The sequence below is a fragment of the Curtobacterium sp. MCJR17_055 genome, assembly GCF_003224335.1.
GTDB lineage: Bacteria > Actinomycetota > Actinomycetes > Actinomycetales > Microbacteriaceae > Curtobacterium.
In genome coordinates this window covers 236468-261435 of sequence record NZ_QKLF01000004.1, presented here as the reverse complement: position 1 = coordinate 261435, position 24968 = coordinate 236468, and the positions used below count along the sequence as shown (strand labels likewise).

The following is a 24968-nucleotide window of genomic DNA, read 5'->3' as shown; positions in this document are numbered from 1 at the left end:
CGCACTCCTGGGGACGGTTCACCGCGACGTCACGCGGCTCGACGATCGTAGCCGGTGTTCCTCGGATGTTGCGTCGGAGCGGGTCGCGACGCAACGATCCCGCGCGGTCGGATCAGCCGCCGACGACCCGTCGACCCTCGAACGCGCGGCCGAGCGTCACCTCGTCGGCGTACTCCAGGTCACCACCGACCGGCAGGCCGGACGCCAGGCGGGTCGTCCGGATGCCCATCGGCACGAGGAGGCGGCTGAGGTACGTCGCTGTCGCCTCGCCCTCGAGGTTCGGGTCGGTGGCGATGATGACCTCGTCCACGGTCCCGTCCGCGAGCCGCACCATGAGCTGCTGGATGCGCAGGTCGTCCGGGCCGACGCCGTCGATCGGGCTGATCGCACCGCCGAGCACGTGGTAGAGCCCGCGGAACTCCCGCGTGCGCTCGATCGCCGCGACGTCCTTGGCCTCCTCGACCACGCAGATCGTGCTCGGCGACCGACGTGGGTCGCGGCAGATGCTGCACCGGACGTTCTCGGTGACGTTGCCGCACACCTCGCAGAACCGGACCTTCTCCTTCACCGTGCCGAGGAGCTTGGACAGCCGTGTCGGGTCGAAGGACTCGGTCTGCAGGATGTGGAACGCGATGCGCTGTGCCGACTTCGGCCCGATGCCGGGCAGACGCCCGAACTCGTCGATGAGGTCCTGCACGATGCCGTCGTACATCAGACACCCCCCTCGGTCAGCGACGTCTCCTCGATGAACTGCGCGCCGAGGATCTCACGCACGACGGCCTCGCCGTAGCGCCCGGGCACGGCGGTCCGGCGGACACCGGACTGGTTGCCGGCGGCCTGCTGCCCCTGCTGCGCGGTGGGCTGCTGCTGGCCACCGGACGGTTGCGCGGTCCGCGGCGGCGCCGACTGCTGACGCGGAGCGGTCTGCTGCTGCGGAGCCATCTGCCGTTGCGGAGCCGTCTGCGCCGGACGACCACCACCCGGACCGGGGTCCGGGTGCGGCGCACCGTCGTCGAACGGCTCGTCGTCGAGCGGGTAGTCGTCGACCGGTACGGCATCCGAGGGGACGCCGGCTGCGGTCCGGGGTGCGTCTCGGCCGGGAGGCCCGCCCTGCGTGACCGCGTCGGCACGGATCGCCTGGTCGTCGCTCCCGGTTCGGGCAGGTGCACCGACCGGACCCGAGGCGGCGAGAGCAGCGGCCGGCGCCGGCTGCGGCGCCGTCCGCTCGGCCGGCGCGACGGCTGCGTCGGCGGGCACGGTACCGAAGGGGGCGGCCCACGACGGCTCGATGTCCTCGGGGACGGCACCGGCCGTCGGGTCCGAGGCGGGGATGGTCGCGACGGCCCACTCCGTTACCGGGCCGGCGTCCTGCTGAGCGGCGTCCCGCGGCTCGGCGTCCTGCCGGGCAGTGGTGTCCCGCTGCGGGGCGGTGCGCTCCGTCGGCCGGCCCTCCGAGCGGTCGACGGCCGGTGTCGAGCCGGAGCCCGACGGACGGTCCGCCGTCGTGCCCTGGCGGGCAGCGGGTCGCGATCCGGCGGACGGCGCCGAGGCACCGGCGCTCGGCGTCTCCTGCTGGGCGCGCGACACCGCTGCGCCGCTCGGGCCGCCCTGTCGGTCGGGCGCCGCCTGCGCCGGAGCGTCCTGCGTCCGGGCGGACTGCGCCGGAGCTGCCTGGCGCGCCTCGGCTCGCCCCGCACCGGCCTGGGGAGCAGCCTGCGTCCGAGCCGCCTGCGCCGGAGCAGCCTGCGTCGGCCCGGCCTGCGTCGGCGGGCTCGGCGGTCGCGTCGCACCGGCCCCGGCAGCACCGCCTCCGGGCCCGCGGGCGACGAACTTCACCCGGAAGCCGAGCACGTCGTTGATCGCGGCACGCAGGTGCTCGCTGACGCTCGTGTTCGGGTCGCTCATCTCCTTGAACGACGCCACGTCCTGCTGGCTCGGGAAGGTCAGCGTGAGGACGTCGTCCTTGAGCGCGGTGACCTGCGCCGTCGCGACGACCGCCCACGCGGAGCGCTTGGCCCGTTGGACGTGCTCGACGATCTGCGGCCAGGTGTCGCGCATCTGCTGGAGGCCGACCGGGGTGACCGACCGCACGGCCGGCTCGTCACCGATCACGGTGCCGACACCGGTGGACGACGGCGACGCCTGGCCATCGCTGGTCTGCGGGGACGGGGACGCCGCCGGCGCAGGAGTGCTCTCGGGGACGGCGGCAGCCCACGAGGCCGCCGCGCTCCGGGCGGCGTCGACGGTCGGGGCTGGCGGCGACCCGGCCTGCTCGGACGTCCCTGCGGCAGGGGCGGACCCGGCGACCGGAGCGGTCGTGCTGGTCGTCGAACCGGGGGCCGCCGACACGGGTGCCGACGTCGCGGGTGCCGCCGGTACCTGCGCGGCCGTCGTCGCCGGTGTCGGCGTGGTCGGCGCGGCCGTCGCCGGCCGGGCGGGAACAGCAGCAGGTGCGACGGCGGCAGGAGCGGCCGTCGGCAGCTCCGCCGGTCCGGCCTGGTGGCCCCCGGCGTCGCCGACGCCGACGCGACGCTCGAGCCGTTCGACACGTGCGAGCGCACCGCGCTGGGTGTCGTCGGACTCCGGCACGAGCATGCGCGCGACCATGAGTTCGAGGTGCAGTCGCGGCGAGGTCGCCCCGGTCATCTCGGTGAGCGCACGGTTGGCGATGTCGGCTCCGCGGGACAGCGCCGTCGCGCCGAACACCCCGGCCTGCCGGGACATGGTGTCGAGCTCCTCGGGCGAGACGCCGCGCAGCACGGCGCCCGCGCTCTCGTTCGTGGCCGCGACGACGATCAGGTCGCGGAGGCGTTCGAGCAGGTCCTCGACGAAGCGCCGCGGGTCCTGTCCGGTCTGCACGACGCGGTCGATCGCCGAGAACGCCGATGCCGGGTCGGCCACGGCGAGCGCGTCGACGACGTCGTCGAGCAGTGCGGCGTCGGTGTACCCGAGGAGCGCGACGGCCCGTTCGTAGGCGATCGCACCGTCCTCGCTGCCGGCCATCAGCTGGTCGAGCAGGGACAGGGTGTCGCGCACGGACCCGCCGCCGGCGCGCACGACGAGCGGCAGCACGCCCGGCGCGACCGACACCGACTCCTGCGCGCACAGCTGCTCGATGTACTCGAGCATCGTCGCGGGCGGGACCAACCGGAACGGGTAGTGGTGGGTGCGCGAGCGGATGGTGCCGATGACCTTCTCGGGTTCGGTCGTCGCGAAGATGAACTTCACGTGCTCCGGCGGCTCCTCGACGAGCTTGAGCAGGGCGTTGAAGCCCTGCGGCGTCACCATGTGCGCTTCGTCGAGGATGAAGATCTTGTAGCGGTCGCGAGCGGGCGCGAAGACCGCACGGTCGCGGAGGTCGCGGGCGTCGTCGACGCCGTTGTGGCTCGCGGCGTCGATCTCGATGACGTCGAGCGATCCCCCGCCGCCGCGGGCGAGTTCGACGCAGCTGGGGCAGACGCCGCAGGGTGTGTCGGTCGGGCCCTCGGCGCAGTTCAGGCAGCGCGCGAGGATGCGCGCCGAGGTGGTCTTGCCGCAGCCGCGCGGCCCGCTGAACAGGTACGCGTGGTTGACGCGGTTCGTCCGGAGCGCCGTGCGGAGGGGGTCCGTCACCTGCGACTGCCCGATGAGTTCGGCGAAGTTCTCGGGCCGGTAACGGCGATACAGGGCGGTGACCACGCGACCAGGGTAGTCGGCACCGCCGACACCTCGGCACCGCTCTCCACAGCCCCGGAAGACGAAGAAGACTCCTCACGCACGGAACCGGCACAGCCCCGGTTCCCCCGCAACGCCGCCCCAGGAAATGAAGAAGACCCCTCACGCACGGAACCGGCACAGCCCCGGTTCCCCCGCAACGCCGCCCCAGGAAATGAAGAAGACTCCTCACGCACCCGCCAGAGCCCGGTTACCCTTGCTGCGTTTCCGCCCTGGGGGAGTTGGCCTGGATGGCGTCACGTGAGGAGCCGCTGAACACTCTACCGGACGCGAGGAGCAGCATCGAACGCATGAAGATCGCCATCGCCGGAGGCCACGGGCAGATCGCCCTGATCCTCGAACGCCTCATCACCGAAGCCGGCCACGACGCCGTCGGCATCGTCCGCAACCCAGCACACGTCGCCGACGTCGAACAGACGGGCGCGAAGGCGCTCGTCGCCGACCTCGAGCAGCTGTCGGAGGAGGACCTCGCCCTCCGCCTCCGCGGCTTCGACGCGGTGGTCTTCGCCGCCGGTGCCGGGCCGAACAGCGGCGCCGAGCGGAAGCTCTCGGTCGACCGGGACGCGGCCGTGCTGCTCGCGGAGGCCGCGGTGCGCCTCGACATCGACCGCTACGTGATGATCTCGGCGATGGGCGCCGACTCGTACGACCCCGAGGCCGCGAGGTTGCCCGCCGAGGACGAGGACGGCGTCTTCCAGGTCTACCTCCGCGCGAAGGCGGAGGCGGACGCCAACGTCCGGATGCGCCGGTTCCGGTGGACGATCGTCCGTCCCGGCGCCCTGCTCGACACCCCGCCGCAGGGCACTGTCTCGGTCGGCAGGACGGTGCCGCGTGGCTCGATCCCCCGCGCCGACGTGGCGGCGGTGGTCCTGCACGCGCTCCTCGATGACAGCGCGGTGGGCCAGCAGTTCGAGGTCACGAGCGGGGACACGCCCATCCCGGCGGCCCTGCACGCGCTCGGCTGACCGAGCCGACCCGACGACGGCCAGGAGGCCCACCACCGGACCGGTGGACGGGCCTCCTGGCCGTCCGCTGCGGACGCTGCTGAGGCCGGCCGCGCCTCAGAGCGCGACGGCCGCCGACTGCCGGGCGATCTCGAGTTCCTCGTTCGTGGGGATGACGAGGACGGCGACGCGGGACGCGTCCGTGGAGATCCGACGTGCCTCCTTCGAGTGGAGTTCGTTGCGGTCCGGGTCGACCTCGATGCCGAGGTGTTCGAGACCGGCCAGCACACGACGCCGGAGCAGCGCGTTGTTCTCCCCCACACCCGCGGTGAAGACGACCGCGTCCAGCCCGCCGAGCTGCGCGGTGTACGCGCCGACGTAGCGACGGATCCGGTGCCGGTACACGGCGAGCGCCGCCTCGGCCGTCTCGTCGCCCTTCGTCGCGGCGTCCTGCACGTCGCGCATGTCACCGCTGCCGGTCAGGCCGAGCAGACCGGACCGCTTGTTGAGCATCGTGTCGAGGTCCTCGAACGACATGCCGGCTTCGCGGTGCAGGTGCACGAGCACGGCGGGGTCGAGGTCGCCCGAGCGGGTGCCCATGACGAGACCCTCGAGCGGGGTGAGACCCATCGACGTCTCGATCGACCTCCCGCCGTCGATCGCCGCGGCGGACGCCCCGTTGCCGAGGTGCAGCACGATCGTCTTCAACTCGGACAACGGCCGGTCCAGGAACACCGCGACCTGCTCGGACACGTACTTGTGGCTCGTGCCGTGCATGCCGTAGCGGCGGATCTGGTACTGCTCGGCCAGGTCGGCGGGGATCGCGTAGGTGTAGGCGTGCGGCGGCATGGTCTGGTGGAACGCGGTGTCGAAGACCGCCACGTGCGGGACGTCCGAGAACACCTGCTTCGCGGCCCGGATCCCCTCGAGGTTGGCCGGGTTGTGGAGCGGTGCGAGGCTCGACAGGTCGTCGATCTGCTGCTCGACCTCGTCGGTGACGACCGTGGCGGCGTCGAAGCGGGTGCCGCCGTGCACGACGCGGTGCCCGACGACGGCCGGCGGGTGCTCGTCGAAGGACGGGCCGACCTTCCGGAAGGCGTCGATCATCGCCTGGAAGCCGGCGGCGTGGTCGGGCACCTCGGCGCTGTCGTTCGACGAGGTCTCCCCCGTCAGCGCGTTCGTGTGCTTCCACGAGCCGGTCGACTCGCCGATCCGTTCGACCAGGCCGGAGGCGAGGGTGCGCTCGTCCTCGAGTTCGACCAGCTGGTACTTGAACGAACTCGAGCCGGAGTTGACGACGAGTGCTGCGCTCACGAGGGGTCACCTTCTGTGCGGGGTGCGGGGGCCGCGGTGCCGGCCTGGATGGCGGTGATCGCGACCGTGTTCACGATGTCGCTGACGAGGGCCCCGCGCGAGAGGTCGTTGATCGGCTTGCGGAGCCCCTGCAGGACGGGACCGACCGCGACGGCGCCGGCGGACCGCTGCACGGCCTTGTACGTGTTGTTGCCCGTGTTGAGGTCGGGGAAGATGAACACCGTCGCCTGACCGGCCACCGGGGAACCCGGCATCTTCGCGCTCGCGACCGTCGGGTCGGCTGCGGCGTCGTACTGGATCGGCCCCTCGACGAGCAGGTCCGGCCGACGCTCCCGCACGAACGCGGTGCCCGCGCGCACCTTGTCCACGTCGGCGCCGGACCCGCTGTCGCCGGTGGAGTAGCTGAGCATCGCGACGCGCGGCTCGATGCCGAACTGCGTCGCGGTCTCGGCGGACGAGATCGCGATGTCCGCGAGCTGCTCGCTCGTCGGATCGGGGATCACCGCGCAGTCGCCGTAGACGAGGACCCGGTCGGCGAGGGCCATGAGGAACACGCTCGACACGATGGAGGTGTCCGGACGGGTCTTGATGATCTCGAACGACGGCCGGATGGTGTGGGCCGTGGTGTGCTTCGCGCCGGAGACCATGCCGTCGGCGAGCCCGAGCTGCACCATCATCGTCCCGAAGTACGACACGTCGGTCACCGTGTCGCGGGCGAGCTCGACGCTCATGCCCTTGTGCGCCCGCAGTGCCGTGTACTCCTGCGCGAACCGCTCGCGGAGCTCGGGGTCGAACGGGGACAGCAGCTGTGCGCCCTCGAGGTCGAGTCCGAGCTCGGTCGCCCGGGCCCGGATCGCGCCCGGGTCGCCGAGGATCGTGAGCGCGCACACCTGGCGCTGCAGGAGCGTGGAGGCCGCGCGGAGGATGCGGTCGTCGTCGCCCTCCGGCAGGACGATGTGCTTCCGGTGCTCGCGGGCCCGGTCGATGAGCCCGTGCTCGAACATGAGCGGTGTGACGACACCCGACGGCGTGAGCTGCAGACGGGCGCGCAGGGCCTCGGCGTCGACGTGCCGCTCGAACAGCGCCAGTGCCAGGTCGGCCTTGCGCGGGGAGTCGGCGGCGAGACGACCACGGGTCTGCGTGATCCGCAGCGCCGTGTCGTACGTGCCCAGGGCGTTCTGCGCGATCGGCAGGGAGCTCGACAGGCCCTCGAGCAGCCGGGAGACCTGCGGGGCGGTCTCGAACCCGCCGTTGAGGATGACGCCGGCCAGGCTCGGGAACGTCTCCGACTGGTTCGCGAGCAGCGTGGCGATGAGGACGTCGTTCCGGTCGCCCGGCACGACGACGATGCCGCCCTCGATGAGCCGCGGCAGGACGTTCTCCATGCTCATGCCGGCGACGACGGTGCCGAGGGCCTCGCGGTCGAGCAGCGCCTCGTCGCCGCGGACGAGCGTCGCGTCGGTGGCCGCGAGGAGCGCACGCACGGTCGGGGCGACCAGGACCGCGTCCTCCGGGATCGCCCACACCGGGGCGTCCGGGTGGTGGTCGTGCACGGCGGTGCTGACGCTCGCGACGATCGCGTCGAGGGCGTCCGGGTCGGCGCGGTTCACGACGACGCCGAGGAGCTGGGCGTGCTCGGCGCGGAGTTCGCTCGTCGTGACGTCGGCGACCTGCGCCATGCCGTCCGCCGATCGGGCCGCGCGCTCCGCCGAGTCGCGCCCGCCGAGCACGAGCAGCACGGGTGCGCCGAGGTTCGCCGCGACCTTGGCGTTGAACGACAGCTCCGTCGGGCTGCCGACGTCGGTGTAGTCGGAGCCGAGGACGACGACGGCGTCACAGCGGCGCTCGACCCCGGCGAAGCGGGTGAGGATGGTGGCGAGCGCGGCGTCCGGGTCCGCGTGCACGTCGTCGTACGTGACACCGACGGCGTCGTCGTAGGGGATGTCGACGCCGGTGTGCTGGAGCAGCAGCTCGAGCACGTAGTCGGGTTCGTCGACCGACCGCGCGACCGGTCGGAAGACCCCCACACGCCCCACGGTCCGGGCGAGGGTCTCGAGCACCCCCAGTGCGACGGTGCTCTTGCCGGTGTGTCCTTCTGCTGACGTGATGTAGATGCGGCTCGACACGTGACCCAGGGTAGCCCTCGTCCCCGGACGGACCCGGGGCGCTCGACCTCGGCCGAGGACGGGTCCGACGGAGGCCCGACGGGGGGTGGTCGTCAGCACCCTCCGGGACCTGTACCATAGGGTGTCGTCACCGCGAGGTGGCGCCCGGAGGATTCGCCTAGTGGCCTATGGCGCACGCTTGGAAAGCGTGTTGGGTGCAAGCCCTCGGGGGTTCGAATCCCCCATCCTCCGCACGACGAACCGGAACCCCCGCCCTGTGCGGGGGTTCCGTCGTTCCGGGGTGCACCACCGCGGGCGGTGGCCGTGCCGGGAGGCCCCGGGCGCACCCGCCAGGCCGGTCACGCTGGTCCCGCCGGTTCCGCCGGCGTCGGTCCGGGTGGTCCCGCTGGTCCCACTGGTCCCCCAGGCGGCGGACCCGCGCGCACCCCGTCGCGGACCGACCCTCCGGAAAGCGGCCGACCGCCTGTCCCCGCCGCGACCACTCCCCTATGCTGACCGGACGAGCGCGCCGGAGGGACCCGACGCACTCGACCAGCATCGGACGGCAGGGGCGCCGTCGCGGGCCCGGCGCTCCGCCGCGCCCGTGCACTCCGGGGACGAGGAGACCTGCCGTGGGGGAAACGACGGCGCGAGCGACACCGCTCGACACGAGCACGGCCGAGGAGCTCGTGCGACCGCGGGCGGCACTCGTCCGCTCCACCGGACTGAGCATCGGCTTCTCCGCCCTGCCGATCGCGGTCGCGGTCGTCTGGTCGGCGGTCCCGACGGGACTCGGCGCCGTGGTCGCCGCGGTCGTGCTCCTGCTCGCCGCGGTGGTCGCCGCCGCCTACCTCCGGCTCCGCACCGCGTTCGTCGCGGTCCACCAGGACAGCGTCACGATCCGCGGCGTGCTCACCGGCACCCGGACGGTCGCCCGCTCCCGCGTGCACGACGTCCTGCTCGTCACCCGGCACGGCGCGTCGGCGGAGCGCGCCAGCCGTGACCTCGTCGCGCTCGACCCCGCGGGCGAAGCGCTGTTCCGTGTCCGGGGCGACGTGTGGGGCGACGACGGTGTCGAGCGGCTGGTCGATCGGTTCGACGTCCGGACGGAGCGCCTCCCCGGCACGATGTCGGCCCGGGAGTTCTCCCGTCGCTGGCCCCGGCTCCGCCACTGGTACGAGCGACCTGCGGCGGCGGTGTTGGTCGGCGGAGCGGCCGTGCTGACCGTCGGCGGACTGCTCGTCGCGGAGACGGTCGGCCTCGTCCGGAAGTGACCGCCCGGTCACCGCCCGCCCTCAGTGACTGAGGGCCGGGACCGTCCTCGGACGCACGACGAACCACAGCACGAGGATCGCGACGAACGCGGTCGTCCCCATCACCATGGCCATCGGGGTGGCCGTCGAGATGCCGAGCAGGCCCACGACCGGCGAGATGATCCCGGCGACGCCGAAGTTCAGCGCACCGAGGAGGGACGCCGCGGTGCCGGCCTCCTTGCCGTGCGACGCGAGACCGATCACCTGCACGAGCGGGAACGAGAACCCGCACGCCGCGATGTAGAACCAGAGCGGGACGAGCACGCCGACCAGACCCGCGTCGAGCTGGTCCAGCACGACGATCGCCAGCGCGGCCAGGAAGAGCGTCGCGGTCGAACAGGCCAGGATCCACTGCGGTCCGACGCGCTGCGCCAGCCGCGAGGAGATCTGCACGCCGAGGACGACACCGACCGAGTTCACGGCGAAGAGCAGGCCGTACTGCTGCGCATCGAGGCCGAACACCCCCTGGAACAGGAACGGCGACGCACTGAGGTACGAGAACAACCCGCTGAACACCATCGCACCGATGAGCGCCACCCCGACGAAGATCCGGTCGGAGAACAGCGCGCGGTACCGCTGGCCGATGGTCGAGTGTCCGGCCTCCTGCCGGCGTTCCTTCGGCAGCGTCTCGACGATGAGCAGGATCGAGGCGATGACGACCGCCAGGCCGTAGCAGGCGAGGAACACGAAGATCCCGCGCCACGGGAAGAAGCGGAGCATCTGCGAGCCGATGAGCGGCGCGAGGATCGGGGCCAGCCCGTTCACCATCGCCAGTCGCGACAGCATGCGGACCAGCGGCTTCCCGCCGAACAGGTCACGCACGGTCGCCATCGCGACGACGCCACCGGCCGCGGCGCCCATGCCCTGCAGGACACGGAACAGCGCGAGGACCTCGACGTTCGGCGCGAGGGCGGCGCAGACCGAGGCGGTGACGTGCAGGCTCGTCGCGATGATGAGCGGGAGACGGCGGCCCACCTTGTCGCTCCACGGACCGACCAGGAGCTGCCCGATCGCGAAGCCGATCGTGGTCGCGGTGAGCGTGAGCTGCACCGCGCCGGCGGAGATGCCGAGGTCCCGCTCGAGCGACGGGAACGCCGGCAGGTAGAGGTCGATCGTGAACGGTCCGAGCGCCGTGAGCGCGCCGAGCACGAAGACGTAGACGAGTCGCTGCGCCCGGGTGAGCGAGTCGCCCGGGTGCAGGATGACCTTGAGTGAGCCGGTGGTCGCAGGCGCGGACACGACGAGATCCTCCGAAAGGCAGGCGGTGGGATGGGATCGGCCGCTCGAATCGATTCGGTCCGTTCCATCATGGTACGGGTCGGTGCGACACGACGACAAGCGCGGACGCGGACGTCCGCGCGTACCGGACGCGCGGACCGGACGCGCGGCCGTCGCTCGGCTCCGGTTCCCCCGGCCGCGAGGCCCGGCGCGCGTCCACACGAGGGTGCGGCGGACCGGTGGCGCGGCCCGACGGTGCGGTAGCGTCGGACTCCCGGCCGAGGTGCGCCGGGAGCACCGCGAACGAGATGGGAGGAGCGTCATGGTCGACGCTCGGATCCTGCACACGACGGCTGCCCTCAAGGAGGCCGTGCTCCGACTCGCTGCCGACCGCCCGGTGTCGCAGATCACGGTCGCGGACGTCACCCGCGCCGCCGGCATCAACCGTGCGACGTTCTACTCGCACGCGGTGTCCCCCGGGTCGTTGCTCGCCGACGTGCTCACACCCGAACTCGACCGCATCCGTGCCGACGACGCCGAGGCACACCGCGCAGCCGTCGAGCGAGGGGCCGGTCCCGACGAGCTCGCCACCATCACCCGCCGCGGTATCGAGGCCGTCATCGACCACGTGACGGCCCACCGGGACGTCTACGCCCTCGCGCTCCCCGACCCGAACGACGCCTCACTGCACCGTCTGCTGGTCGGGCACTTCACCGTGTCGAGCGCCATGCACATCGACGAGCTCGACCCCGCGGTGAAGCCGGACATCATCGACGAGGTGGCCGCCGGCTTCGTCGCGCAGGGGTTCGTCGGTGCGATCGAGGCGTGGCTCGGCGGTCCTCGACGCTCCCGGAAGGCCCTCGTCGAGACGATCACGCGCTCGTTCCCGGCCTGGTGGCGCTGACCCGTCCCTGTCGCCGGCCCGTCCCCTGGTGGCGCTGCTTGAACGCCCTGGTGGCACGCTGCCCCGCCCCGACGTCGCCGACCGCCCACGGGCCTCCCGGCCCACCGCGCCGGCGGTCGGACACGGCACTACTGCGCGGGGTCGTCCCCGTCCCGCGGCTCCTCGCCGCGCTGCAGTGACGACACCATCGCGACGCTCCGGCTGACGAGGTCGGCCTCCGAGTCCGCGCCGTCGATGCGGTAGTCCGACGCGAGTCCGTCGTTCCCGCCGCCCGAGGACGGCAGGGCACCGCCGAGCGCCACGACCACGACGCCCGCGTCGTGTGCGTCGCGGAGCTCCGTGCGGAGCGCGTCGGGGTCCGCTGCCCGGACGACGAGCGCCTTGGCGCCGGTCCGGACCAGGTCGTGCACGGCCGCCCGCTGTCGGGCGGGCTGGTCGGCCCCCGCGACCCGGACGTCCGGGCGGAACCCGGCCTCGGTGAGTTCCTCGCGGAACCGGGTCGCCAGCGAACGGCCGTCACCGGAGTCGGTCGGCGTCGCCGCGTCAGCCGTCAGCACGACCCCGATCACGGCGTCCTCGGCGAACCCGCCGTCCGAGCTCGTGAGGTCGGTGCTCCGCACCGGCGTCGGAGCCGTCGTGGTCGTCCCGCTGCACCCCGTGAGCACGAGGGCGCCGACCGCCAGCGTGGCGGTCAGCACGACTGCTGCGGTGCGACGCACGGGTCCTCCTCGGTCCGGGTCTGCCAGGCTACCCGCCCGGTGCCTCCGGTGACGGCGACCGCGGCGGCGGTGGGACCGGTCCGAGCCGCCGCACGGCCACGAGCCCGACGAGGGCGACCACCGTCATCGCGGCGAACACGAGCGCGAAGGCCGTCGGCTCCTCCCGGCCGCCCGCGGTGGTGAACAGCAGACCGGCGATCGCCAACCCGACGACGCTGCCGGACGCGTCCGCGATCGTCAGGGCGGAACTGGCGAATCCGTCGTCGCCCTCTCGCGAGAACCGGAGCGTGAGCATCGACGTCCGCGGGTACGCCACCCCCATGCCGGCGCCGCCGACGAACCAGCCGGCGACGAGCACCCACACGGGCAGGTCCACCAGGGCGACCGCGAGCGCGGACAGCAGGCTCACCAGGACGAGCCCCAGTCCGGCGCCGAAGGCCCGTGTGGCCGGGAGGTGCTGCTCCCCCAGGCGCCCGTGCAACCAGCTCGCACCGGCCCAGCTCAGGGCGGCCACGGTGAGCGCGAGTCCGGCCGCCGAGGGTTCCAGGCCGTGCTGCGCCTGGAGCAGGAAGGGGACGTACGCCTCACTGCCGAAGAACCCGGCGGCGAGGACCCCGCGGAGGAGCACGACCGACGGCAGGCCCGCGCCGCCCGTGAACGTGCGCCGGGGCAGGAGCGGACGGAGCGCCGTCCACGCGCCGACCAGTCCCACCCCGACCGCCACGAAGCGGACGGCGAGGGGCAGGTCGGGAGCGGTGTTGAGCAGGAGCACGGCGGCGGACGCGGCCACCGACCAGGCGATGCGCCGACCCTGCCAGGGCGGTCGGGCCTCCGGTGCGGGCGGCCGCAGGTGCCGCAGCGTCGGGACCAGGCACGCGAACGCGACGACGGCGATCACGAGTGCCCCGGCGAACACCCAGTGCCAGCCCAGGGCGTCGGTCACGATGCCGGCCACCGCCGGTCCGACGAGGGCGGGCACCACCCAGGCGGCCGCGAACCCGGCGAACACCGAGCCGTGCAGGTCGGCCGGGAAGACCCGGGCCACGAGGACGTAGAGCACGACGTCGATCGCACCCGCGCCGAAGCCCTCCACGAGTCGACCGGCCAGGAACACCGGCATAGTCGGAGCGACCATGACGACCGCCGTGCCGATCGCGAACAGGGACGCGGACACCCACGCGACCACCCGCCCGCCCGCGCGGTCCGTCCAGTTCCCGGCGAGGACCATGCCCGGGACACCGGCGGCGAGGGGCGCGGCGAAGCTCAGCGAGTACAGCGTCTCACCATGCAGCTCCTCGGAGATGACCGGCATGATCGTCGTCATCGCCAGGTTCTGGAACGCCGACACCGCGACGATCGCGACCATGCCGATCGTCGCCACGAGGTACCGCGGCGCGAACACGCTCGTCCGGGTCGCCGTCGTGGAGGTCACCCGGTCATCGTAGGACGCCGGGTCCCGCGTCCCGAGGTGCGGGGCCCCGAGGTGCGGGATCCCGAGGACCTCGGTCCCGAGGACCCCGGTTCCGAGGTCAGCGGTCGAGCGCCTGCTGCACGTCCGCGACGAGGTCGCCGGCGTCCTCGATGCCGACCGACAGACGGACGACGTTCTCCGGCACCGCCAGCTCGGTGCCCTTCACCGACGCGTGCGTCATCTCGCTCGGGTAGCCGATGAGCGACTCCACACCGCCCAGCGACTCCGCCAGGGCGAACAGCTCCGTGGACTCGGCGAAGCGCTTGGCCGCCTCGGCACCACCGGTGAGCGCCACCGAGAGCATGCCGCCGAAGCCGCGCATCTGCTTCGCCGCGATGTCGTGGCCGGGGTGCTCCGGCAGGCCCGGGTAGTACACGTGCTCAACCGCCGGGTGCGCGAGCAGCGCCTCGGCGACGGCCTGCGCGTTCGAGGAGTGGCGCTCCATCCGGACGCTGAGCGTCTTGATCCCGCGGATCGTCAGCCAGGCGTCGAACGGCGACGAGATCGCACCGCCGCCGAACTGCACGAACTGCACCGCGTCCGCCAGCTCCCGGTCGCGCAGCACCACGGCGCCGCCGACGACGTCGGAGTGGCCGCCGAGGTACTTCGTCGTCGAGTACACGACCACGTCGGCGCCGAGCGACAGCGGCTGCTGCAGGGCCGGCGAGGCGAAGGTGTTGTCCACGACGACGAGCGCGCCGGCCTCGTGTCCGATCGCGGCGAGGGTCTCGATGTCCGCGATCTTCATGAGCGGGTTCGTCGGCGTCTCGACCCAGAGCACGGTCTTCGCGGGGCTGTCGGCGAGCGCGGCGCGGACCCGGTCCGGCTCGCTCATCTCGACCGTGACGAGCTCGATCCCCCACGGCACGTGCAGTCGGTTCGCGAGCCGGTGCGTGCCGCCGTAGACGTCGTTGCCCATCACGATCCGTGCTCCCGGCTCCAGGTAGGCACGGAGGAGGGCGTCCTCCCCCGCCAGCCCGGACGAGAACGAGTAGGCGGCGACGCCACCGTCCAGGTCGGCCAGGAGCGTCTGCAGCGAGTCGCGGGTCGGGTTGCCGGAGCGGGAGTACTCGTACCCGCCGCGCAGGCCGCCGACGCCGTCCTGCACGTAGGTCGAGGTCAGGAACAGCGGCGGGATGACGGCGCCGGTGGCGGCGTCGGGCTCCTGGCCGGCGTGGATGGCGCGGGTGCTGAAGTCGGTCATGTCGCGGGTGCCCCTTCCTGGAGGCTCGGTGCGGTCTGTGTGGTCGTCTCGCTGTGGGTGGGTCGGCGGCGGGCCGGACGGCCGTCGCTCGTGCCCGTGTCGGCGGGGCTCGGCGGTGCGTCGCTCACGTCCGGTACCGGCGCGGCTGACATGGGGCGCCGTCCGTGGTCGGCGACGCGGGCGCGGCGGTGCCGCCCGCCGTCACTCGGAGAGGTAGGTGAGCACGTCGTGGCGCGTCAGCACCGTGACCGGCTTGCCGTCGCCGACGACGAGCAGGGCGTCCGCCGACTCGAGGGCCCGGCGTGCGGCCGACACGGACTCCCCGATCCCGATGAGGGGCAGCGGGTCGCCGACGAACGGGGTGAGCGCATCGGCCATCCCCGCGGCACCGGTGAACACGTGCTCGAGCAACGTCTTCTCCTCGACGGCCCCGACGACCTCGCCCATGACGACGGGCGGTTCGGCGCTCAGGACGGGCATCTGCGAGACGCCGTACTTCGTCATGATGTCGACGACGTCGCGGACGGTGTCCGACGGGTGGGCGTGCACGAGGTCCGGCAGCCGTCCGTCCTTGCCGGCGATGAGGTCGCCGACGCTCCGCTCGTCCTCGGTCTCCGCGAAGCCGTAGGAACGCATCCACCGGTCGTTGAAGATCTTGCCGAGGTACCCGCGGCCGCCGTCCGGCAGCAGCACCACCACGACGTCGTCCTCGGTCAGGTCCTTCGCGGCCCGCAGCGCGGCGACGACGGCCATGCCGCTCGAGCCACCGACGAGCAGACCCTCCTCGCGCGCCAGGCGGCGGGTCATCGCGAACGAGTCCGCGTCCGACACGGCGATGATCTCGTCCGGGACGCCGGCGTCGTAGGCGGCGGGCCAGAAGTCCTCACCGACGCCCTCGACCAGGTAGGGGCGGCCGGTTCCGCCGGAGTACACCGAGCCCTCCGGGTCGGCGCCGATGATGCGGACGCCGCCGTCGGACGCTTCCTTCAGGTAGCGGCCGGTGCCCGAGATCGTGCCGCCGGTGCCGACTCCTGCCACGAAGTGTGTCAGGCGCCCCTCCGTGTCGCGCCAGATCTCCGGCCCGGTCGTCTCGTAGTGGCTGCGCGGACCGTTCGGGTTCGCGTACTGGTTCGGCTTGTACGCGCCGGGGATCTCGCGCACGAGCCGGTCGGACACGGAGTAGTAGGACTCCGGGTCGTCGGGCGCGACGGCGGTCGGCGTCACGACGATCTCGGCGCCGTACGCGGTGAGGACGTTGCGCTTGTCCTCGCCGACCTTGTCCGGGAGGACGAACACGCACCGGTAGCCGCGCTGCTGGGCGACGAGCGCGAGGCCGACGCCGGTGTTCCCCGAGGTGGGCTCGACGATCGTGCCGCCGGGGAGCAGCTCGCCGGATGCCTCGGCCGCGTCGAGGATCCGCGTCGCGATGCGGTCCTTGGCCGAACCACCCGGGTTGAAGGACTCGACCTTCACCAGGACGGTGGCCCGGATCCCCTCGGTGACACGGTTGAGCTTGACGAGCGGTGTGTCGCCGACGAGGTCGATGACGGAGTTCGCGTAACGCACCAGGAGAGTCTAGGTCGCGTGCCCCGGTGTGCGACGTCCCGCGACGAACACCCAGCCGGTGTCAGCCGAGGGCGAACGAACGGCCCGGGCGTCCCGGCACGCCGCGCCGGACCAGCAGCGCCCACGAGGGCCGCCGGTCACTCGCGGGCGGCCACCACGGGGTCGCTCTGCTGCTCGTGCAGGGTCGCGTAGGTACCGCCGAGGGCGATGAGTTCGTCGTGCGTCCCCTGCTCGACGATCTGCCCGTGGTCGAGCACGAAGACCACGTCCGCGTCCCGGATGGTCGACAGGCGGTGTGCGATCGAGATCGTCGTCCGTCCCCGCGCCGCGGTGTCCAGTGCCGCCTGCACGACCCGTTCGGAGATGGAGTCGAGCGCGCTCGTCGCCTCGTCGAGCACGAGGACGGGCGGGTCCTTGAGCAGCACGCGGGCGATGGCGATGCGTTGCTTCTCCCCGCCGGACAACCGGTAGCCCCGCTCCCCCACGACCGTGTCGTACCCGTCCGGGAACGAGGCGATCGTCTCGTGGATGTTCGCGGCACGTGCCGCCCGTTCGAGTTCGGCGTCGGTCGCCCCCGGCTTGGCGTACCGGAGGTTGTCACCGATGGTCGCGTGGAACAGGTAGGTCTCCTGACTCACGATGCCGATGTGCGCCATGAGGTCCTCGTGCACGAGGTCGCGGACGTCCTGCCCGGCGAACCGGACCGAACCGGCGGTCGCCTCGTACAGCCGCGGCACCAGGTACGAGATCGTCGTCTTGCCCGCGCCGGACGGTCCGACGAAGGCCGCGAACTGTCCGGGCTGCAACTCGAACGAGACGTCGCGCAGGGTGGGCTTGTCGGCTTCGCCGTCCGGGTACGAGAACGAGACGTGGTCGAACGCCACGTGTCCCACCCGTCGTTCGTCGACCGGCTTCGCGGTGGCCGCGTCCGTGATCGCCGGCTTCAGGTCGAAGTACTCGAAGATGCGGGCGAACAGCGCCCCCGACGTCTGCAGGTCGAGCACGACGCGGAGCAGGCCGACGGTCGGGAACAGCAGCCGGGACTGCACGGTCGTGAAGGCCACGATGGTGCCCGCCGTGATCGGGACGCCGCCGAGGACGAGGTACGCGGCCACGAGGTAGATGACCGCCGGGATGATCGACAGGAAGATCTGCACGATGGCGAAGAACCACTGACCGGACATCTGCTGTCGGACCTGCAGCCCGATCTGGTTGCGGTTCTCGTCCCCGTAGCGGTGGATCTCGGCGCGCTGCTGGTTGAAGCTCTTCGCGAGCAGGATCCCCGACACGCTCAGGGTCTCCTGCGTGATCGCGGTCATGTCGGACAGGGACTCCTGGGTCTGCGCGGCGATCCGGGCGCGGACCTTGCCGACCTTGCGCTGGGCGATGACGAGCAGGGGCAGCAGGACCACCGCCACCAGGGTCATCTGCCAGCTCAGGAGCAGCATCGCGACGACCGCGGCGATGACCGTCACGGTGTTGCCGAGGACCGACGAGATCGTGTTGTTGAGGACGCTCGCGACCCCGCCGACGTCGTTCTGCAGGCGGCTCTGGATGACGCCGGTCTTCGTCCGGGTGAAGAACGCGAGTTCCATCCGCTGCAGGTGCCCGAACAACCGCATCCGCATGGCGCCCATGACCTTGTTGCCGACGGTGGCGGTCAGGTACGTCTGCCACACGCCGATCCCGGCGCTCGCGATCCACAGCCCGATCATGGCTCCGACCAGCACGGCGAGCACCGGCACGTCCGGTCTGCCCTCCGGCGGGAACAACCCGCGGTCGAACGCCTGCTGGGTCAGCAGCGGCGGGATGACCGAGAGAGCGGCTCCGACCAGCACGAGCACGACCGTCAGGACGATCGCGCGTCGGTGTGGGACGAACAGTCCGGCGATGCGACGCAGCAGGTGCGGGATCTGCGGCGCTTCGGCGTTCGCTGCGCGCTGCGCGTCCGGGTCGCCACTCGAGATCCGGCCGCGGGGTCCACCGCCGCCGCCACCGCGCATCCCGCCGCCGCCGGCGACCGCGTCCATCCGACTCATCCGCACCCTCTCCGCGCCGTCCGGCGCCGTCCTCGGATGAATGTACGCCCGCGGACGGGCCCGGCCCGACGCGTTCGCCGAGGGCTGTGGACGGAGGCGGTCCGGGCCTCCCGCGTGGAGGGAGGGACCGTCTGGTTTGGACCCCGTCCGAGGGCCGTGGGACGATGTCGCGTCCACCGCAAGCGCCCCCGTGAGGTCCCATGTCGTCCGCGCCGTCACTCGCCCACCAGCTCCTCCGGCGCAAGCCGGTGGACCAGCTCCGCGCGGAGGCTGCCGAAGGCGTCGACGGGCAGCCGCTCCGACGGACACTCGGGGTCTGGCACCTCACGATGATCAGCGTCGGCGCGACGCTCGGCACCGGCATCCTCGTCGTCCTCGGGACGGCCGTCCCGCTCGCCGGACCCGCCGTCTGGATCTCGTTCGTGATCGCGGGTGTGGCGGCGCTCCTGTCGGCGCTGTCCTACGCCGAGATGGCAGGCGCCGTCCCGACGTCCGGGTCGAGCTACTCCTACACCTACGCGACCATGGGCGAGGGGATCGCCTGGGTCTGCGGGTGGTGTCTGGTCCTCGAGTACGCGGTGTCGGTCGCGGCGGTCGCCGTCGGCGCCAGCGAGTACGTCGACGAGACGCTGCGGGTCTTCGGGCTGCACCTGCCCACCGTGCTGTCCGCGCCTCCCGGCGACGGCGGCTTCGTGAACCTGCCCGCGGCCGCGCTCGTCGTCATCGCGATGCTCGTCCTGCTCCCCGGGGCGAAGGAGAGCGCCTGGGTGAACACCCTCATGGTGCTCGTGAAGATCGCCCTCCTGGTGTTCTTCGTCGTCGTCGCGTTCTCGGCGTTCCGCGCCGGGAACTTCGAGCCGCTGGCGCCCATGGGTGCTGCCGGGGTGAGCGCGGCTGCCTCCCGGCTGTTCTTCTCGTACATCGGCTTCGACGCGGCCTCCACCGCCGGCGAGGAGGCGAAGGACCCCCGCCGCGACCTGCCCCGCGCCATCATCGGGTCGATCGCGCTCATCACCGCGCTGTACATCCTGGTCGCGGTCGCCGCCATCGGTGCTCGGTCCTGGACGTCGTTCTCCGCTGACGAAGCCTCGCTCGTCCGCATCGTCGTCGACGTCACCGGGCAGCCCGTCGTCGCCCTCGTGTTCTCGATCGGGGCCGTGGTCGCGATCGCGAGCGTGGTCCTCACCGTGCTCTACGGACAGACTCGCATCCTGCTGTCGATGGCTCGGGACGGCCTCGTGCCGAAGGTGTTCGGGCGGGTGTCGCCCCGGACGGGCACCCCGATCGCGAACACGCTCATCGTCGGCATCGTCGTGACGATCGTCTCCGCGCTGGTCCCGCTCGGGGAACTCGCGGACGCCACGAGCATCGGGACGCTCATCGCCTTCGCCCTCGTGAACATCTCGGTGATCGTGCTCCGCGGGACGCAGCCGGACCTCGACCGCTCGTACCGCGTGCCGTTCTTCCCGGTCGTGCCGGTGCTCGGCGTGCTGTTCTGCCTGTTCCTCGCCGTGACGCTCGGCGCGGGCACGTGGATCGCCTTCGGCATCTGGATGGTCGCCGGGGCGGTGCTGTACCTGGCCTACGGCCGCCGCCACAGCACGCTCGCGTAGGCGGGTCGAGAGGGACGTCGTCGCGAAACCGACACTTCGGCGCAGGAGTTCCGCGGCGGAGTGTCGGTTTCATGACCTGAACTCGGTCAGGTCTGGTCAGGTCACCGGCAGGGCACGCCGTGCATGCGGAACAGGGTCCGCAATCGCTCCGGGTCGACGAGGTGCCACCAGGTCACGCGGATGAACCCGCGGACGTCACCATCTGCTCGGATGTCGTCCTCGCGCAGCTTCTCGCTCCACAGGACGTCGTCAGCAGTACCGGGCACAGCTCCGTGGTCCCGGTACTTCTGACGGCCGTCGAACTCGAGCACCAGCCCGAGCGACGGCATCCAGAAATCGACGCGGTAGGTCTTCCCGCCCGGTCGGACGAACTGCACCTGCGGCTCCATGTACGGCGCTCGGAGTTCGTGGCAGCGAGCCGCGAAGAAGGACTCGCCCACCGATTCATGCCGCTCGTCCGCGACACCGAGCGCGTTCGCGACACGGACCCGCCCCCAGTCGGGACCGCTGTCCAGCATTCCTTCCGGTTCTCGGCGCTGTACGCCGCTCCGCAGCGCATGGTCCACCGCCACGACCGCTCCGCTGAGACTCGAACGCCGAGACGTCTCGACGACGGTCTCCGCCAGACTCGCCACCGGTACCCCGTGGAAGCGTCCGGCCTCTGCGGGCCGTCTTCCGGCGTGCAGGGTGAGTCCGACCCGACGACGGTCGGCGTCCAGGGCCGGGACCGTCACGTGCACGTGCTCTGGCCACGAGGTCAGGCGCGGCACGTTGAGAACGGCTGCCGCGGAGTCGCGCGTGAAGACCGCCCCGATCGGGAGCAGCGGCACAGCAGCGCGCATCCGGACGAGGTACCGGGACCGCCCGTCGAGCGCCGCCCAGGCTGCAGCAGGGACGTACACTCCGTGCCGCACCCGGACGAAGTGGCCGTCTGCCGCTCCCCGTTGCAGCGTGCGCGCCCGTGACGGATCGGCCTTCGTCGTCCGCAGGAGTTCGATCGCATCGGCAGGGTGCACGCGGCACAGCATGGCCTCGCCACGAGGGGCGGATTGCACGGCGAGCAGATCTGTGGACGGTCCCGGTCCTCCACACCGAGGCAGCAGTCCGTCCGATGCCGCTTCCCAGGCGCCGAACCGACAGATCGGGGGCGAAGTTCGGCGCAGAACTGTCGGTTTCGCGCCCAAGCCCCCGCGCCCGCCGCCGCGCCCCGCGCACGACGAAGGCCGCCGCCCCGAGGGGCAGCGGCCTTCGTGACCAGAAGGTCGGACTCAGACGAGCTCGACGGTGGCGCCAGCGGCCTCGAGGGCAGCCTTCGCCTTGTCGGCAGCTTCCTTGTTCGCACCCTCGAGGATCTTCGCGTCGGCGGTCTCGACGAGCGCCTTGGCCTCGCCCAGGCCGAGCGACGTGAGGCCACGGACCTCCTTGATGACCTGGATCTTCTTGTCACCGGCCGACTTGAGCACGACGTCGAACTCGGTCTTCTCCTCGACCTCCTCGGCGGGGGCAGCAGCGCCACCGGCCGCGGCGACCGCGACGGGGGCAGCAGCGGTGACCTCGAAGACCTCTTCGAACTTCTTCACGAAGTCCGAGAGCTCGATGAGCGTGAGCTCCTTGAAGGCCTCGATGAGCTCGTCCTGCGAAAGCTTCGCCATGATTTTCTCCTACTACTTACTGATGCGTGGTGTGGTTGTGGAACGCGTGCCTGGTCAGGCCGCGGACTCCTGCTTCTCACGGAGGGCGTCCACGGTGCGGACGGCCTGCGAGAGGGGTGCCTGGAACAGGTACGCAGCACCGAACAGCGAGGCCTTGAAGGCGCCGGCGAGCTTGCCGAGCAGGACTTCACGGGACTCGAGGTCGGCGAGCTTGTCCACCTCGGTCGCGGTGAGCGGGTTACCGTCGAAGTAACCGCCCTTCACCACGAGCTCGGGGTTCGCCTTGGCGAATGCACGCAGCGACTTCGCGACGGCGACGGTGTCACCGTGGACGAAGGCGAGAGCGGACGGACCGGCGAGCTCGTCGTCGAACGACGTGATGCCTGCCTCGTTGGCCGCGATCTTGGTCAGCGTGTTCTTCACCACGGCGTACGTGGCGTGCTCACGGATCGAGTTGCGGAGCTCCTTGAGCTGCGCGACCGTGAGACCGCGGTACTCGGTGAGCAGAACGGCGTTCGAGCTACGGAAGGACTCCGTGAGCTCGGCGACCGCAGCTTCCTTGTTCGCCATGGTTCTCCTTGGGGTTCTTGCTGGCAGCCCCGGGTCCCATGGCTGTGGTGAACACAACCCGCACATGAAGAAAGCTCCGGCGCAGAGGCTCGGAGCTGCTCCCGCACGATGTGTGGGAGTGGTTCTGAACACCTGCGCGGGCTGCCTCGTGACGAGGACCTTCGGCCACTGTCCGAGCGTGAGCACGGCAGCGACGACCAGCGGTCTTTGGCTGAGAAGAACCGTACCACACCAGGGTCACGTGCCGGAACCCGCAGGTGCTCCCACCGGCTGCCGCGTCCGGTCCGGCAGGTGCACCGTGAACACCGTGTCCCCGGGCTCGCTCGTCACACTCACCCGACCGCCGTGCGCCTGCACGACCGCGTCGACGATCGCGAGGCCGAGTCCCGTCGACCCGGCGGTCCGCGAGCGCGAGCTGTCCGCCCGCGCGAACCGCTCGAAGAGCTTGGGCAGGAAGGCCGGGTCGATGCCCTGCCCGTCGTCGCGCACCGTCAGGTCGACGCCGCCGCCGTCCGCCGGCGGTACCGGAGCGATCCCCACGGTGATCCGCGTGCCGTCCGGCGTGTGGGTCCTGGCGTTCGTGACGAGGTTGACGATCACCTGGTGCAGCCGGGGCGCGTCGCCGAGGACCTCGACGGGCTCGTCCGGCAGGTCGACCTCGATCGGGTGGTCCGGCGACGCGGCGTGGGCGTCGTTGACCGCGTCGAGCACCAGGCCGGTCAGGTCCACGTCCGCGAACTGGATCTCCCGGCCCTCGTCGAGTCGGGCGAGCAGCAGCAGGTCCTCGACCATGGAGGTCATCCGGATCGACTCGGACTCGATGCGGCTCATCGCGTAGACGACGTCCTGCGGCAGGTCCCCGCCGATCCGCCGGGTGAGTTCCGCGTACCCGCGGACGGACGCGAGCGGCGTCCGGAGTTCGTGCGAGGCGTCGGCGACGAACTGCCGCACCTTCTGCTCGGAGCGCTCACGTGCCTGCATGGCTCCCGCGATGTGTCCGAGCATCCGGTTGAAGGCCCTGCCCACTCGGCCGACCTCGGTTGCGGGGTCGGCGTCGGGCACCCGCACGCCGACGAGCGCGTCGCTGCGCTCGAGCGGCATCCCGGCGACGGCGGACGCGGTCTCGGCGACGCGGTCGAGCGGCCGGAGGGCGCGACGGACGGCGGCCGTCGCGACGAGGGTCGCGGCGAGCAGGGCGAGCCCGGTCACCACGAGCACCACGCCGAACAGCTTCCACACGCTCTCGTAGACCGGGCCGAGCGGCAGCCCGACGACGAGGACGGCCGGCCCGACGGTGGCGGCCGTGACCCGGTAGCGCCCGAGGTCCGCACCGAGGTCGATGGTGTGCGCCCTTCCGTCGAGCCGGAGTCCGCCGAGGGGGTCGACCACGTCCGCCCGCAGCCGGTCGACCCGTCCGGCGTTGTCGAGCACGTTGCCGACGACGACGTTCCCGTCGAGGACGTACACGGTCAGCGTGCCGGCCGCCTGGCCCGAGGGTCGCCCGAACTCGGCGCCGTTCGGCCCCTCCTGCTCGACGGACCGCTGGGCGCGGCTCGTCGCGTACTGCAGCTGCTCGTCGATCGCGGAGCGCTGGATGGAGAACAGCGCGATGATGCTGCCGCCCCCGATCACGGCGCTGACGGCGACGACGAGGGCGACGATGCTCAGGACGAGCCGGCGACGGAGGGTCATGCGTGGCAGTCCGGGATCAGGAGGTGGGCTTGATGACGTAGCCAACGCCGCGCACGGTGTGGATCATCGGCTGCTCCCCGACGTCGATCTTCTTGCGCAGGTAGGAGATGTAGATCTCGACGACCGACGACTTGCCGCCGAAGTCGTACGACCAGACACGGTCGAGGATCTGCGCCTTCGACATGACGCGGCGTGGGTTGCGCATGAGGAACCGGAGCAGCTCGAACTCGGTCGCGGTGAGCTCGATCGCCCGCCCGGCGCGCGAGACCTCGTACGACTCCTCGTCGAGGACCAGGTCGCCGACGACGATGCGCGAGTCGCCGGCTTCGGACACCGAGATCTGCGAGCGCCGGATGAGCCCGCGCAGGCGTGCCACGACCTCCTCGAGGGAGAACGGCTTCGTGACGTAGTCGTCCCCGCCCGCGGTGAGCCCGGTCACGCGGTCCTCGACGGAGTCCTTCGCGGTGAGGAACAGCACCGGGGTGTCGTCGTGGTTCTGACGCAGCCGGCTGAGCACCTGCAACCCGTCGAGGTCCGGCATCATCACGTCGAGCACCATCGCGTCGGGCCGGAACTCGCGGGCCTTCGTCAGGGCGTCCTGGCCGCCGTTCGCACTCCGCACGTCCCACCCCTCGTAGCGCAGCGCCATCGAGAGCAGGTCGGTGAGACTGGCTTCGTCGTCGACGACGAGGATGCGCAACGGCGAACCGTCGGCACGCGTGAGGCGCGGGGCTGTTGAGGGCTGGGAGATGGTCACGTCTCTGAGTATGGAGAGCTTCCTATGAAGCCCCTGTGGCGCATCCCGATGCGCCCTGTGGATCGAACGGGAGACCGACCCGAGGGTCGGCGGGGGACGGGGCCGAGCCGAGCGGCTCCGCCACACCTCCGGCGACGCGACCTCGGCCCCTCACGATCCTCATAGGGCACGGA

The 24968-nt window shown here is 71.9% G+C and carries 19 protein-coding genes, 1 tRNA gene and 1 other RNA gene; 5 read left to right on the top strand and 16 right to left on the bottom strand.

Going from position 1 to position 24968, the window contains the following annotated elements; translation table 11 throughout:
* Positions 1–112: 112 nt before the first annotated feature.
* The 3 genes from recR to ffs form a co-directional block, all read right to left on the bottom strand.
* Entirely contained in the window at positions 113–712 is a 600-nt protein-coding gene (recR, locus tag DEJ16_RS11045) for a recombination mediator RecR (RefSeq protein WP_110824601.1), read from the bottom strand.
* Complete coding sequence (locus tag DEJ16_RS11040; RefSeq protein WP_110824602.1) at positions 712–3678, bottom strand: DNA polymerase III subunit gamma and tau; 2967 nt, start codon at positions 3676–3678, stop codon at positions 712–714. The genes recR and DEJ16_RS11040 overlap by 1 nt, the downstream gene beginning before the upstream one ends.
* Before the next feature lie 192 nt (positions 3679–3870).
* Positions 3871–3967, bottom strand: an RNA gene (gene ffs, locus DEJ16_RS11035) — signal recognition particle sRNA small type.
* 37 nt (positions 3968–4004) lie between these two features.
* Between ffs and DEJ16_RS11030 the strand changes: the two genes are divergently transcribed.
* Positions 4005–4679, top strand: coding sequence for an NAD(P)H-binding protein (locus DEJ16_RS11030; protein ID WP_110824603.1), 675 nt, complete (start codon positions 4005–4007; stop codon positions 4677–4679).
* A 96-nt stretch (positions 4680–4775) separates the two neighbouring features.
* Here the strand turns inward: DEJ16_RS11030 and DEJ16_RS11025 are convergent, their stop codons facing one another.
* Positions 4776–5972, bottom strand: coding sequence for an acetate/propionate family kinase (locus DEJ16_RS11025; protein WP_110824604.1), 1197 nt, complete (start codon positions 5970–5972; stop codon positions 4776–4778).
* The gene (gene pta, locus DEJ16_RS11020; protein ID WP_110824605.1) at positions 5969–8098 is read right to left on the bottom strand and encodes a phosphate acetyltransferase; all 2130 of its coding nucleotides are present in this window, start codon (positions 8096–8098) and stop codon (positions 5969–5971) included. The genes DEJ16_RS11025 and pta overlap by 4 nt, the downstream gene beginning before the upstream one ends.
* Before the next feature lie 146 nt (positions 8099–8244).
* Here pta and DEJ16_RS11015 point away from each other — a divergent pair.
* A tRNA-Ser gene (locus DEJ16_RS11015) sits at positions 8245–8329 on the top strand.
* A 380-nt stretch (positions 8330–8709) separates the two neighbouring features.
* Positions 8710–9351, top strand: a complete 642-nt coding sequence (locus tag DEJ16_RS11010; protein WP_110824606.1) for a hypothetical protein — start codon at positions 8710–8712, stop codon at positions 9349–9351.
* 21 nt (positions 9352–9372) lie between these two features.
* Here the strand turns inward: DEJ16_RS11010 and DEJ16_RS11005 are convergent, their stop codons facing one another.
* A complete protein-coding gene (locus DEJ16_RS11005) occupies positions 9373–10629 on the bottom strand; it encodes a multidrug effflux MFS transporter (RefSeq protein ID WP_110824607.1) in 1257 nt (418 codons plus the stop codon).
* Positions 10630–10930: 301 nt separating this feature from the next.
* On the opposite strand from DEJ16_RS11005, the gene DEJ16_RS15785 reads away from it, so the two are divergent.
* The gene (locus DEJ16_RS15785; protein WP_181419562.1) at positions 10931–11512 is read left to right on the top strand and encodes a TetR/AcrR family transcriptional regulator; all 582 of its coding nucleotides are present in this window, start codon (positions 10931–10933) and stop codon (positions 11510–11512) included.
* A gap of 128 nt (positions 11513–11640) precedes the next feature.
* On the opposite strand, the gene DEJ16_RS10995 is transcribed toward DEJ16_RS15785, so the two are convergent.
* The 5 genes from DEJ16_RS10995 to DEJ16_RS10975 form a co-directional block, all read right to left on the bottom strand.
* Entirely contained in the window at positions 11641–12231 is a 591-nt protein-coding gene (locus tag DEJ16_RS10995) for a substrate-binding domain-containing protein (protein WP_181419561.1), read from the bottom strand.
* Between the two features lie 28 nt (positions 12232–12259).
* Positions 12260–13663 carry an MFS transporter gene (locus DEJ16_RS10990; protein WP_110824609.1) on the bottom strand — a complete coding sequence of 468 codons (1404 nt, stop codon included), beginning with the start codon at positions 13661–13663 and terminating at the stop codon, positions 12260–12262.
* A 97-nt stretch (positions 13664–13760) separates the two neighbouring features.
* Positions 13761–14906, bottom strand: coding sequence for a cystathionine gamma-synthase (locus tag DEJ16_RS10985; protein WP_110824610.1), 1146 nt, complete (start codon positions 14904–14906; stop codon positions 13761–13763).
* A 201-nt stretch (positions 14907–15107) separates the two neighbouring features.
* Complete coding sequence (locus DEJ16_RS10980; protein ID WP_110824611.1) at positions 15108–16472, bottom strand: cystathionine beta-synthase; 1365 nt, start codon at positions 16470–16472, stop codon at positions 15108–15110.
* A gap of 137 nt (positions 16473–16609) precedes the next feature.
* Positions 16610–18502, bottom strand: coding sequence for an ABC transporter ATP-binding protein (locus tag DEJ16_RS10975; RefSeq protein ID WP_258365950.1), 1893 nt, complete (start codon positions 18500–18502; stop codon positions 16610–16612).
* Between the two features lie 209 nt (positions 18503–18711).
* Between DEJ16_RS10975 and DEJ16_RS10970 the strand changes: the two genes are divergently transcribed.
* Positions 18712–20124, top strand: a complete 1413-nt coding sequence (locus tag DEJ16_RS10970) for an APC family permease (protein ID WP_110824612.1) — start codon at positions 18712–18714, stop codon at positions 20122–20124.
* A gap of 101 nt (positions 20125–20225) precedes the next feature.
* On the opposite strand, the gene DEJ16_RS10965 is transcribed toward DEJ16_RS10970, so the two are convergent.
* The 5 genes from DEJ16_RS10965 to DEJ16_RS10945 all read right to left on the bottom strand — a co-directional run bounded on the left by DEJ16_RS10965 (position 20226) and on the right by DEJ16_RS10945 (position 24795).
* Entirely contained in the window at positions 20226–21140 is a 915-nt protein-coding gene (locus tag DEJ16_RS10965) for a hypothetical protein (protein ID WP_146232866.1), read from the bottom strand.
* A gap of 252 nt (positions 21141–21392) precedes the next feature.
* Positions 21393–21776, bottom strand: coding sequence for a 50S ribosomal protein L7/L12 (gene rplL, locus DEJ16_RS10960; protein WP_110824614.1), 384 nt, complete (start codon positions 21774–21776; stop codon positions 21393–21395).
* Positions 21777–21830: 54 nt separating this feature from the next.
* Positions 21831–22346 carry a 50S ribosomal protein L10 gene (gene rplJ / locus DEJ16_RS10955; RefSeq protein WP_110824615.1) on the bottom strand — a complete coding sequence of 172 codons (516 nt, stop codon included), beginning with the start codon at positions 22344–22346 and terminating at the stop codon, positions 21831–21833.
* Between the two features lie 237 nt (positions 22347–22583).
* Positions 22584–24038, bottom strand: a complete 1455-nt coding sequence (locus DEJ16_RS10950; protein WP_110824616.1) for a cell wall metabolism sensor histidine kinase WalK — start codon at positions 24036–24038, stop codon at positions 22584–22586.
* A 16-nt stretch (positions 24039–24054) separates the two neighbouring features.
* Entirely contained in the window at positions 24055–24795 is a 741-nt protein-coding gene (locus tag DEJ16_RS10945) for a response regulator transcription factor (RefSeq protein WP_181419560.1), read from the bottom strand.
* Positions 24796–24968: the final 173 nt, after the last annotated feature.